The organism is Paenibacillus aurantiacus (assembly GCF_042431225.1).
Lineage (GTDB): Bacteria > Bacillota > Bacilli > Paenibacillales > Paenibacillaceae > Paenibacillus_Z > Paenibacillus_Z aurantiacus.
The window spans coordinates 45,179-56,701 of sequence record NZ_JBHMDO010000047.1; the positions used below are offsets into that span (position 1 = coordinate 45,179).

Annotated in this window: 10 protein-coding genes; 6 read left to right on the forward strand and 4 right to left on the reverse strand. The window is 58.3% G+C overall.

Annotated elements, in window-relative coordinates; genetic code table 11:
- Positions 1 to 38: 38 nt before the first annotated feature.
- Both ACFFSY_RS28580 and ACFFSY_RS28585 read right to left on the reverse strand, forming a co-directional pair.
- Complete coding sequence (locus ACFFSY_RS28580) at positions 39 to 1,277, reverse strand: MFS transporter (protein WP_377500619.1); 1,239 nt, start codon at positions 1,275 to 1,277, stop codon at positions 39 to 41.
- A gap of 314 nt (positions 1,278 to 1,591) precedes the next feature.
- Positions 1,592 to 2,059: a hypothetical protein gene (locus ACFFSY_RS28585; protein WP_377500621.1), complete on the reverse strand. Its 468-nt coding sequence runs from the start codon at positions 2,057 to 2,059 to the stop codon at positions 1,592 to 1,594.
- Positions 2,060 to 2,238: 179 nt separating this feature from the next.
- On the opposite strand from ACFFSY_RS28585, the gene ACFFSY_RS28590 reads away from it, so the two are divergent.
- Complete coding sequence (locus ACFFSY_RS28590; protein ID WP_377500623.1) at positions 2,239 to 3,192, forward strand: EamA family transporter; 954 nt, start codon at positions 2,239 to 2,241, stop codon at positions 3,190 to 3,192.
- A gap of 113 nt (positions 3,193 to 3,305) precedes the next feature.
- Here the strand turns inward: ACFFSY_RS28590 and ACFFSY_RS28595 are convergent, their stop codons facing one another.
- Together ACFFSY_RS28595 and ACFFSY_RS28600 are read right to left on the reverse strand one after the other, a co-directional pair.
- The gene (locus ACFFSY_RS28595) at positions 3,306 to 4,349 is read right to left on the reverse strand and encodes a cation diffusion facilitator family transporter (protein ID WP_377500625.1); all 1,044 of its coding nucleotides are present in this window, start codon (positions 4,347 to 4,349) and stop codon (positions 3,306 to 3,308) included.
- 140 nt (positions 4,350 to 4,489) lie between these two features.
- Positions 4,490 to 4,855, reverse strand: coding sequence for a hypothetical protein (locus tag ACFFSY_RS28600; protein WP_377500627.1), 366 nt, complete (start codon positions 4,853 to 4,855; stop codon positions 4,490 to 4,492).
- A 175-nt stretch (positions 4,856 to 5,030) separates the two neighbouring features.
- Between ACFFSY_RS28600 and ACFFSY_RS28605 the strand changes: the two genes are divergently transcribed.
- The 5 genes from ACFFSY_RS28605 (at position 5,031) to ACFFSY_RS28625 (ending at position 11,509) form a co-directional block, all read left to right on the forward strand.
- Positions 5,031 to 5,300, forward strand: a complete 270-nt coding sequence (locus tag ACFFSY_RS28605) for a hypothetical protein (RefSeq protein ID WP_377500629.1) — start codon at positions 5,031 to 5,033, stop codon at positions 5,298 to 5,300.
- Between the two features lie 604 nt (positions 5,301 to 5,904).
- On the forward strand, positions 5,905 to 6,426 hold the full coding sequence (locus ACFFSY_RS28610; RefSeq protein WP_377500631.1) for a phage tail protein: 522 nt from the start codon (positions 5,905 to 5,907) through the stop codon (positions 6,424 to 6,426).
- 31 nt (positions 6,427 to 6,457) lie between these two features.
- The gene (locus ACFFSY_RS28615; protein ID WP_377500633.1) at positions 6,458 to 6,955 is read left to right on the forward strand and encodes a phage tail protein; all 498 of its coding nucleotides are present in this window, start codon (positions 6,458 to 6,460) and stop codon (positions 6,953 to 6,955) included.
- Positions 6,956 to 6,965: 10 nt separating this feature from the next.
- Positions 6,966 to 7,487 (forward strand): phage tail protein, encoded by a 522-nt coding sequence (locus ACFFSY_RS28620; protein WP_377500635.1) that lies wholly within the window; start codon positions 6,966 to 6,968, stop codon positions 7,485 to 7,487.
- Between the two features lie 185 nt (positions 7,488 to 7,672).
- Positions 7,673 to 11,509, forward strand: coding sequence for an S-layer homology domain-containing protein (locus ACFFSY_RS28625; RefSeq protein ID WP_377500637.1), 3,837 nt, complete (start codon positions 7,673 to 7,675; stop codon positions 11,507 to 11,509).
- Positions 11,510 to 11,523: the final 14 nt, after the last annotated feature.

An 11,523-nucleotide genomic window follows, 5' to 3' on the forward strand; every position in this document is an offset into this window, starting at 1 on the left:
GGCGCTTGGCCGAACGCTTTCATATATGCGTGTTATCGTTATGCGGATAAATCCGGCCTGTGCCGCAAACCCGCCGGTTTTCGGTTCCCGAGCACGAACATCGCCGTGCCGATCGCGCCGCACGCCGCCGCGGAGAGCAGCAGCGCGTTCAGCGGCATGTCCTGCAGCACCGTCGTGCTCAGCAGCGGTCCAATCGACCCGCGGAAGCCGAACAGCATCAGGTGAACGCCGAAGACGGCGGCCTCGCGCCCTGGCGCAAGCCGGAAGACGAAGGATAGAATGCCGATATCCCAGATCGCTTCGCCGATGCCTTGAATGCCATTGCCGATAATGACAGCGGAGTAGGTGCCCCATAGCCCATACAGGGCCGGCACGATCGCATAAGCCCCGATGCCGCACATAAGCGTGTATTTGATATCGAACCGGTCGATCATGTAACCCGCGATCAGGAACGTGACGAGCAAGCCGCAATAATAAGCCATCCGGGCAAACCCGATCTGCACGTTCGACAAGTCTAGCACGTCGACCTGAATGATTTGGTACAGCGGACTTGCCATCATATTGCCGAACCCGGCGAACGTCGTCGCGCCCAAGAAGACGGCCAGCCTGCGATTGCCGCGCACGAGCGCCCATTGATCCTTCAGCGAGAATTTGCGAATATCTGCCTGCGGCTTGGGCCTCTGCTTCTGAATCCGCAAGCCGCGGAACAAGATGATCGATGCGGTGCCGGCGATCGACGCCGCGATTAGCGGCCCCGACGGCCCCGATGCATCCGCCCAGCTGCCGACGACGTATGCAAGCGGGATCATGAGCAGCCCCATGGCGACGCGCACGTAACCCATGAGCCGGCCGCGCACATCGGCAGGATACATCCGCGAGACGAGCGACGCGTAGGCCGGCGCTTGTATGCCCATCAGCAATTGAAAGGCAATCGCGACCGCCACGTATACGGACGGCGATGCGAACAACGCGGGGAAGAATAACAATAGCCGGCCGAGCAGGTTCGGCAGGATGACGAACGGCAGCGGCCGGTTGCGCTTCTCGATCCAGTTCGCCCAGAGCGGGGAGAAGATCAAGCCGACGGCGGGCGCGGCCGTCAAGATGCCGACCTGCGCGTGGCTGGCCCCCTGCTGGATGGCGAAGGCGACGTAGAACTGGTTGAGCACGACGTTGAATAAGCTGAACAAACATGTCGCACCCAGGTCGATTCTGGCATTCAGCCAGACGCGGGGGCTCATGGTCAAGCCGAGCTTGACGATCGGCGTCTTGGGTTTCATCTTGGGATATGCACCACGATTCTTCTGTATTGGACATTAGCTGTCGTTATTTGCTGATATCGTTATCTTCACAGAAAGCCGCATTGTCCGCAACCGGATATTTAGGCCAGATTATATGAGAATTTGACATTGCCCCGCCGATGCCGCCGAAATGCCTGTGTTAAAATGGGAACCCGTCCAGCCTTGGCCTCGGCATGTACGGCTGGTTCCGCAAGGAGGGCTGGTTCAAATCAGGTACGCTCGGAATGGTTCCGGGCTCAAACGCAAAGACCCTGCATCGAAAGCCAAATGGCGGATGTAGGGTCTTCTACAGGTTATGCGAGTATTTCCAGGTCTTTCAGCAGCCAAGATTGGTGCTCTTCGTCGGCGACAAGACCGGCATACGCCAAGGCCTCTCGCCGAGCTGCATCCGCTTCCTCCGGCATGCGCAGCACCCGATAAGCGCGAGCCCGCGCCTCATAGCCGTAACCGATATAGAAAGGGGCAAGTTCCGCTTCATGTCCGACGGCCACGCATCGGTCGGCATAGCGGAGCGCTGTCTCGCCTTCGCCAATGACGGCATGCACGCGCGCAAGCTGCCAATAGCCGATGGAATAATTCTGCTTGGTTACCGTCTCCACCTGCGTCCAGTGCCAGAAGGAACTATGGCAAAGATGCACCATCGTCTCTTCATCATCGGCGGAGCGGTCCTTCTTGTCCAGATACTTCCACACCGCATTGTAACAGGATACCGCCAGCTCCCGATGCGTATAAACCGTGCTTTCCCCTGTCGTTGCCGTCATTCATCTTGCCTCCCCGTACATGGATAATGTTGGCGCAGCGACAGTATAGCATCCAGCTTAAGGATGGAACAATCCTCCTGCCGAAGCAAATCATATCCATGTCCCCTATTTGCTAGTATACTGAGTCTAACTAGCAAGGCTGTCCCACAAATGACGAAAGCGAGGACGTTATTCGCGAAATGTGGCTTCTATTCTCCTTACTAGCGTCGGTCAGCTTCGGGCTCCGGGGCATCTTCTACCACTGGACGAGCCAGCAGCCGCTTAGCCGCAACGCGCTGCTCTGCGGAACGTTCTTCATGGGCGCCCTGGTCAGCCTGACATGCGCCATCCTGATCGAACGGCAGTGGAATGCAAGCGCTTGGATCGGGGTGCAAATGGGCCTCTTCTCGTTTGCCGCCAACGCGAGCATGTTCCAAGGATTCAAAGTCGGCAAAGCTTCCGTTGTTGCGATTATTACCGCATTGCCCGCCGTGCTCGTCGCCATCGGCGCGCTGGCGATTTGGGGCGAGTCGCTCGACGCGCCGCAGCTCGCCGCCTTTCTCGTCATCATCTTGGGCGTGCTGCTCGTCCGCTATTCCAACGAGATTACGCTGCGCAATCTTCAAGGCGCGCAGTGGGGACTGCTCGCCCTCGCGATGTTCGCATGCAACGACCTTTCCTCCAAATGGACGCAGCTCGAAGAAGCGCCGCTCTTCGCGACGCTCTTCCTCATGTTCCTCACCGGGACACTCTGTTTCGGCACATGGCGATGGATCGAACGAAGACGCGAACGCATGCCGCGCCAAGAAGCGGCCGTCGCCAGTCACGAAGCCGCGGCCGGCCATTCTTCGCATCGTGAGGTAGAGCGCAGCGCCACCGAAGGTACGGTGGCGCCCCCTGTCCCATGGCCGGACCGCCGCGCCTTTCTCGTCGGCATGGCGATCGGCATCACGAACGCGGTCGGCATGGTGCTGATCATGACCGCCTTCGACCTTGGCAAAGCAGGGCTAGTATCCGCCGTCGTGGCGAGCAACGTCCTGTTCGTACTTGCGTACACCCGCTTCTACGTGCGCGAGCGGTTCACGAAGCTGGAGACGACCGGGGTGCTTACGACCTTGGCCGGCATTCTCCTGCTTAAGCTGCTCGGCGGTTAGCCGTCTGTTGCCCTCCCCCTTTTCCTTAACCTGACAGCTTTGACCCTCACGCCAGGCGTCAGGGTATCGCAACAAAGCCGCATCCCCTTTGGGGCATGCGGCTTTGTTCGTTCTCACACGATGCTAGATTTGCAGGCGGGGTGCGCGATACCGGACTTCTCGATCTGGATCGCGGTATGATCGATCCGGAACTGCTTGGCGATCCGGCTGATCGCCAGCTGCAGAATACGCTGCTCGTCTGCGGCGTCCTGCACGCGCAGATGGCAGCTGAGCGAGTCCATGCCGGAAGTAATCGTCCAAATATGCAAATCGTGCACGTCTTGAACGCCTTCGATCGCCAGCAGCGCCAGCTTGACCTGATCCGCGTCGACGGCCTGCGGCGTGCCCTCCATCAGAATGTGGACGGCCCACTTGATCACGCCCCAAGCGCTCTTGAGAATAAGGAGAGCAACGACGACGCTGATAATCGGGTCGGCGGCATACCAGGAGAAGAAATACATCAGCAGTCCGGCCGCAATCGCGCCGACCGATCCGAGCGCATCGCCCAATACATGCAGGTAAGCGCTGCGGACGTTGATGTTATCTTTCACGTCGCCTTTGCGCATCAGGAACCATGCGCTCGCGAGATTGGCAAGCAAACCAACCAGCGCGATAAGCATCATCGATCCGCTCTGCACCGCAGGCGGTTCGACGAAACGGCCAGCCGCTTCCCAAATAATGATGCCGGCAATGAAGAACAGCGCCGCCCCATTGAAGAGAGCCGCCAAAATTTCGAAGCGGTAAAAGCCGAACGAACGCCTTGCCGTCGCAGGACGCGCCGCCAGCCACAACGCAGTCAGGCTGAGGAGCAGCGCCGCCGCATCGCTAAGCATGTGGCCCGAATCGGATAACAGCGCCAAGCTGTTCGTCAGCAGACCGCCCGCGAATTCGAGAACCATGATCGCAGAGGTGATGCCGAAGGCGATCGCAAGTCCTGCTTTATTATTGGGCCCGTGGTGATGATGACCAGGTCCATGGTGGTGATGATGGTCGTCACCGTGGTCGTCATGCTCGTGGCCGTGATTGTGATCGTCATGCTCGTGATTGTGCTCGTGGCCGTCATGACCACAGGTTTCATGGTCTTCGTGTCGATGCGCATCTGGATTCGAATGTTTCATGCAGCTACCTCCAACCGGATTACCGTTAGTTTTCCAAAACTGCACATAATGATATATGAACAAGTGCTCATATGTTTATTATAAAGCAATCATTCGCCAACGCGCAATACCGAAACCTGCAAAACTTCCTGGAGGAGCGGCTACATCCGATTCACCTTGAACCCCATGACCGTATCTTTCCGGTACGCCGCTTCTTCCCGCAGACGGCTAATTCGCTCATCCTCCGGAAAATGACGCATCAAGAAGAACACGAAGGCTTCCACGACGCCAATTTCCATATTCAATTGATTGAATTCGCTCGGATGCCGATGCCGATCAAGCAGGGCCAGACATCTCTCCCACTCCGGCAAATCGGACGCCGCGCTCATGCCTCTCCGCTCTTGGTCCGCCAGCTTTCGAAGTCCGTTCATCGCTCCTGCAATCCCGCTTCTCTTCCGATATATGCTGCGGCCCAGCCACACCGCTGCCACGATCAGCAGCAGAATCACCCATAATTTATTGTCCATTTTCCTCATTCCTTCACGTTGTATTTATTTTTCTTTGTCTACTGATTCAAACTCGAGCGCTATGGGTATATAAACCTCACGACAACAGCGCAAATCGCGCTTGAAAATTAGATCTGCTCGATAGGCAACCCGTCGTCCGTCGCCATTCGAACTCGTATTCTAGGAGGCTTTCAACATGGCAGAACACTTCACGGTTCACAAGGAAATCACGGGACAAGGCCAATTCGATCCGCCTGCCTTCAAGAGCATGGCAACTTCGCAAAAAGTGGACGAGCTGCTTCAACGCAACAGAGAGGCGATTGTCAAGCATCATGAACAAATTAACCAAGCCAATGACCGAATCCGGACCACGCAGGCGTTTCTCGAGGCCATTCGCCACGCACAGGCGAACGTAAGACGCCTCCCCGGTTGGGACCCGCCGCCGCTCGACCGACAGGCACTCTAGACGGCTTGAGACTGCTTGACCGCCAACCAGCTGCCAAAGATTTAAATACGGTCATCTTATCATGAATAACCTGCACATCAAAAGCTCCGGTACGCCGCTCATCGCGTATCCGGGGCTGTTTTGCTGCCTGGGCGGCATAAACCATCACAACGGGAAATAACATGAACGGCGGCCGATTTTACGCCGCTACTCCCGTTTAATCCGGGTTTTTAACAGCAATTGACATCGAAGCGCTTTCATGATAAATCTAAGAAGCAACGTGAACCGCTGGCGCGACTTCGCTAGATTCGGGATGGATCGTTTCATCATCATCAAGACTGCCGAGCGCGCCCGAAGACAACCGGTTTACCGTATTCCCCAAACTTACCCGCCTCATCGACATTTCCCTGCTGTACAGCCTTTCGTAATCGCGGCATGTTACCCGGCTGATCGGACAGCCGGCGCTAGAAGCGACTCCATTCCGAATACCTGTCTAATGATCCGTCACACCACCCAATCGCGCTTGTTCTTAATGACCGCCCAGTCTTCGTCATGGGCCGTACTGCCGTCTGCTAATAGATGGCGAGGCATCCGAATCCGTCTTTATTGGAAAGGAGCAAGCAAGATGAGCGAGCAATACATAGGCGAGATCCGCATGTTCGCCGGCAATTTCCCGCCTTCTGGCTGGGCGTTCTGCGATGGCCGGCTTCTGGCGATTTCGCAGTTCGACGTCCTGTTCTCGTTAATCGGGACGACTTACGGCGGCGATGGGCAAAATACGTTCGCCCTGCCCGATCTGCGCGGCAGAATTCCGCTGCATGCCGGCACGAATCCCTCGACGGGCTCGTCCTATATTCTGGGCCAGCTCGGCGGCACAGAGGCGGTAACGCTGACCTCCCGTCAGCTTCCCGCGCATAGCCATATCGTCCAGGCGAGCAACGCGTTAAGCGAAAGCGCAGACCCGGCAGGCAATGTATGGGGATTAAGTCCGAACTTGAATCCGTATGTGAACGGCGCGCCGAGCGGCAGCATGAACGCTTCCGCGATCTCGGCCGTTGGCGGCAATCTGCCGCACGACAACATGATGCCCTACTTGCCGGTCAGCTTCATCATCGCGCTCGAGGGCGTGTACCCTCCTCACAGTTGATTGCCCCTATCCCGTTAAGGAGGTCTCTGCTATGTCCCAACCATTCTTGGGCGAAATCCGCATGTTCGCCCTGAATTATGCGCCTCGAGGCTGGTTGCCGTGCAGCGGTCAGCTGCTCGCAATTAATCAGAATCAGGCGTTATTCGCCATCCTCGGCACGACGTACGGAGGCGACGGCATCTCAACCTTCGCCCTGCCGAATTTACAGGGCCGTGCGCCGGTTCATGCCGGCAGCGGGATTGCGCTTGGCCAAAGGGCCGGCGAAGAGGCGCATACGCTGACCATTCAGGAGATGCCTTCGCATACACATCAGGCAAGCGGCAATTCAGCCGGCGCTTCATCGAGTCAAGCACAGGGCAACGTCTGGGGCAAACCCGCCGCGAATACATACGCCGCGAGCGCGAATACGACAATGAATGCCGCCGCACTGGGCATTGCGGGCGGCAGCCAGCCGCACGAGAACATGCAGCCTTACACTGTCGTCAATTTCTGCATTGCAATCAACGGTATTTTTCCTTCACGGAACTAGGAGGGGCTTCATGGATCCATATGTGGGCGAAATTCGCATGTTCGCGGGCAACTTCCCGCCTCGAGGATGGGCATTCTGCGACGGAAGCATCCTACCCATCCGCCTGAATACCGCATTGTTCTCGCTATTGGGCACGCAATATGGCGGAGATGGCAAAACGACGTTCGCGCTGCCCGATCTGCGAGGCCGCGCTCCCATGCATCAAGGGCAAGGTCCCGGGCTCACGAATCGTCCGATCGGCGCTTTGGGAGGCGCGCCCAACATCACCCTCAACACGTCCCAGATGCCGCTGCATGCGCACGCTCCCGCCAGCCAAACCGCCTCGAACGGCGTCGCCGATCCGACCAACGCCATATGGACGAAGACAACCGGACGAAACGGTCCTCCCGCTTACGCGGCGGAAGCCAATCAGCCGATGAGCGCACTATCGATCTTGCCGAACGGCGGCAGCCAGCCGCACAATAATATGCAGCCCTATTTAGCTGTAAGCTTCATCATTGCTTTAGAAGGCGTATTCCCGCCGCGGGACTAACCGTACTCTTCATCGCAGCCTGGCTCCCATGTGGAAGCAGGCTGCTTTTTTTAAAATACAAGAATTCACAAATTTCACGCCTATAAATCATGTTGTATTTCACGGGAACGAAACGCGCCCTGCCGCTCAAAGACGGCGATAGCCGTTTCGCCTTGTGCGATTCATTTCGTAAAAGGAGGATTGTCATGAGGAAGTCTACGATTGGGCTGCTTACCGTCATGGTGCTCGGCGCAAGCCAGTCTTTCGCCCAGCCTCAAGCGGCCGGCGCGGCATCGGCGCAAGCCACATTCTTCGCGGCTGGCGACACCAACGAAGAGCACGGGGACATGTACGGAACAGATCCGGAGATGTATATCGGCAGGCTGTACAACCCCGGCGATGGCTTGGATTTGATCGAGAACTCGGCCATTCGGTTCGACTTGAGTTCCATAAGCGGAACCGTCTCCCAAGCTACGCTAAAGCTGTTCGTGAATTACGATTCCGGCAATCCCGCCCAAACGATCAAGGTATGGGGGTCCGCCAACAACGATCTAAGCGATACTTCGCCGACCCTCCCCGTCTATGACAGCGCGAACACTAGTCCTGGCAACTATAAGGTGTACAGCGGGCCGTTCCCGGACGGCGCCTACATTACGATCGACGTGACGGAGATCGTCAAGGCAAACGTGAATTTGCGCGATCATTCCGATAACATGGTCACGCTCGTCTTGACCGGGACGGAGACGCCGAATATCAACTCCCGCATATCGGTCGCCGCGCGGGAGAGCGGCAAGCCTGCCGAACTTTCCGTAACCACTTCCGTCAATCAAGCGCCGACAGGGTCGATCAGCGTCGAGAACAACGCGGTCGCCACGAACAAGACAACCGTCACGCTGAACATAACCGGCGCGGATGCCGATGGCGATTCCCTGCAGGCTGCCTTCTCGAATGACGGCACGACCTGGAGCAGCCCTCAGCCGCTCGGAACATCCGCGTTCTGGACGCTGCAAGCAGGCGATGGGACGAAGACGGTCTATATGCGGCTGTATGACGGTTCGGATTATTCCCCCGTCTACTCCGATACGATTACGCTGGACACCGCGCCGCCCGCGGTGACAGGCGTCTCGAGCGGAGCCGTTTACAATGCCGACCGCACGATCACCTTCACGGACGGCACCGCCACGTTGAACGGAGCCCCGTTCGCATCCGGCGGCACCGCCTCGGCTGAAGGAGCCAGCACGCTGATCGTGACCGATGCCGCCGGCAACCAAACCACCGTTGCATTCACGATCGACAAAACGAAGCCGACCGGCACGGTGAAGATTAATGATGGCGCTGCTGCCACTGGCAGCACGCAAGTTAACCTTGCCATCACGTCCAGCGATCCGGGCGGCGCTGCCGCATCCGGCGTGACGCAGATGCAATTCTCCACCGACGGCGGCACGACCTGGAGCGCGCAGGAACCGGTAGCGGCTTCGAAATCGCTCGCTCTCCCGGCAGGCGACGGCGAGAAGATCGTGCATGTCCGCTTCACCGACAAAGCCGGTAACGTCTCCGACGCCGTCTTCGATGCGATCACGCTGGACACAACGGGTCCGGTTATTACGGGGGCCGCTAACAACGGACTGTACAAGGCCGCGCCTACAATCACATTCGATGAGGGCACCGCAAAGCTTGACGGAAGCGCGTTCGCAAGCGGCTCGGCGGCCGGCGGCGAGGGCAGCCACACCCTCGTCGTCACCGACGCGGCCGGCAATGCGTCGACGATCACGTTCTTCGTCGATACGGTGAAACCTACCGGCAGCGTAAGCATCAACGAAGGCGCAGACCAGACCAACACAGCCGAGGTCCGCTTGACGCTCGCATCGAATGACCCGGGCGGCGCCGCCGCATCCGGCGTGACGCAGATGCAATTCTCCACCGACGGCGGCACGACCTGGAGCGCGCAGGAACCGGTAGCGGCTTCGAAATCGATCACGCTCCCGGCAGGAGACGGCGAGAAGACCGTGCATGTCCGCTTCACCGACAAAGCCGGGAATGTCTCCGACGACGTCTCCGATGCGATCACGCTGGACACAACGGGTCCGGTTATTACGGGGGCCGCTAACAACGGACTGTACAAGGCCGCGCCTACAATCACCTTCGATGAAGGTACTGCAAAGCTTGACGGAAGCGCGTTCGCAAGCGGCTCGGCGGCCGGCGGCGAGGGCAGCCACACCCTCGTCGTCACCGACGCGGCCGGCAATGCGTCGACGATCACGTTCTTCGTCGATACGGTGAAACCTACCGGCAGCGTAAGCATCAACGAAGGCGCAGACCAGACCAATACAGCCGAGGTCCGCTTGACGCTCGCATCGAATGACCCGGGCGGCGCTGCCGCATCCGGCGTGACCCAGATGCAATTCTCTACCGACGGCACGACCTGGAGCGCGCAGGAGCCGGTAGCGGCTTCGAAATCGATCGCGCTCCCGGCAGGCGACGGCGAGAAGACCGTGCATGTCCGCTTCACCGACAAAGCCGGGAATGTCTCCGACGCCGTCAACGACGCGATCACGCTGGACACGACGCCGCCGGTCGTGACTGGCGTGCAGGACAAAGCCAGCTATACAAGCGCCCGTACGATAACGTTCAACGAGGGGACCGCCACGCTGGACAATAACCCGTTCGTAAGCGGAACGGCGGTCAGCAGTCTAGGCAGCCATACGCTGATCGTCACGGATCGCGCAGGCAACAAGACGACCGTTACGTTTACGATCGACTCGACTAGCACCCCGACGGATCCCGGCAATCCGGAGGAAATCCGGCTTAATCAAGATTTGAAGCCATATGGCAGCGGCAAAATCACGTTCGACAACGGTGTCAAAAAGACGGCTATTACGCTAGATCCCGCCAAAATAGACACCTTGCTGCCAACGCTTCCGTTGAACACGTTCTTGACGTTCCCGGTACGGCACCAGTCGAATCAAGTAACGCTATCACTCGATGGCCGCATGATTGGTCAGCTCGGCAACAAGCAAGCCGCGTTCGTGCTCCAGACGCCTGACGCCTCGTATACGCTGGCGGCCCAGCAGCTTGACTTGGCCGGCGTGCTTGCAAAGCTGGGATCCGGTGCCGACCCGAAGGACATTACATTCCGTATTGAGGTAGCCAAAATACCTCAGGACCAGATCGTCTTTGCTCCGAGCGGGAACAGTACGATCGTCACCATAACGCCTGGCATCGAGTTTCATGTGACCGCTGTCTATCAAGGGAAATCGATCGAAGTTAAGCAATTCAACTCGTATGTTGAGCGGTCCATTGCGATCCCGGCAGGCATTGATCCGGCTACGATCAAAACCGGCGTCGTCATCGGAAGAGACGGCAGTCCCTTCCACGTTCCGACGCGAATGGTGAAGAAAGACGGCGTCTACTACGCGATCATCCGCAGCATGAGTAACAGCGTTTACGCTGTTATTGCCCATGATCGGATATTCACGGATACCGCGGGACATTGGGCGCAATCGAGCATCAAGAACATGGCGGATCGGCTGATCGTGGATGGCGTTAACAGCAGCCGTTTCTATCCGAATGCCCCTATTTCGCGCGCGGAGTTCACCTCCATCGTCGTTCGTGCGTTAGGACTCAACCAGGCGAGCGCAACGGCCGCATTCACCGACCTGAAAGCGGAAGACAGGTACGCGGAAGCGGTCTCGATCGCGGTCGATCGCGGACTAGTGAGCGGCTTCGCCGATCGTTCCTTCAAACCTAATGCCAGCATTACGCGTGCGGAAGCGATGGTGATCCTTGCCAAAGCGATGACGGTCGCCGGGCTGGATACCGCGATGACCGATGCCCAGACGCGCACGGTGCTCGCTTCGTTCGCCGATGCCGACAAACTCGGCTTCTGGTCGCGCACCGCTACCGCGCTCGGCGTCAAGTTCGGCATCATGAAAGGCGCAGCCGGCAAAGTACAGCCAGACCGCAGCTTAACCCGCGCGGAGACGGCCGTCATGGTCGAGCGCATGCTGCTCTCCGCTCAGCTAATTCATACGCCGATGGAATAATCCGTCTGCGAGGC

Excerpts from the sequence above, each read along its gene's own strand:
- ACFFSY_RS28580 (WP_377500619.1), bottom strand. The coding sequence starts at position 1,277 with ATGAAACCCAAGACGCCGATCGTCAAGCTCGGCTTGACCATGAGCCCC.
- ACFFSY_RS28600 (WP_377500627.1), bottom strand. The coding sequence starts at position 4,855 with ATGGACAATAAATTATGGGTGATTCTGCTGCTGATCGTGGCAGCGGTG.
- ACFFSY_RS28610 (WP_377500631.1), top strand. The coding sequence starts at position 5,905 with ATGAGCGAGCAATACATAGGCGAGATCCGCATGTTCGCCGGCAATTTC.
- ACFFSY_RS28590 (WP_377500623.1), top strand. The coding sequence starts at position 2,239 with ATGTGGCTTCTATTCTCCTTACTAGCGTCGGTCAGCTTCGGGCTCCGG.
- ACFFSY_RS28605 (WP_377500629.1), top strand. The coding sequence starts at position 5,031 with ATGGCAGAACACTTCACGGTTCACAAGGAAATCACGGGACAAGGCCAA.
- ACFFSY_RS28620 (WP_377500635.1), top strand. The coding sequence starts at position 6,966 with ATGGATCCATATGTGGGCGAAATTCGCATGTTCGCGGGCAACTTCCCG.
- ACFFSY_RS28625 (WP_377500637.1), top strand. The coding sequence starts at position 7,673 with ATGAGGAAGTCTACGATTGGGCTGCTTACCGTCATGGTGCTCGGCGCA.
- ACFFSY_RS28585 (WP_377500621.1), bottom strand. The coding sequence starts at position 2,059 with ATGACGGCAACGACAGGGGAAAGCACGGTTTATACGCATCGGGAGCTG.
- ACFFSY_RS28615 (WP_377500633.1), top strand. The coding sequence starts at position 6,458 with ATGTCCCAACCATTCTTGGGCGAAATCCGCATGTTCGCCCTGAATTAT.
- ACFFSY_RS28595 (WP_377500625.1), bottom strand. The coding sequence starts at position 4,349 with ATGAAACATTCGAATCCAGATGCGCATCGACACGAAGACCATGAAACC.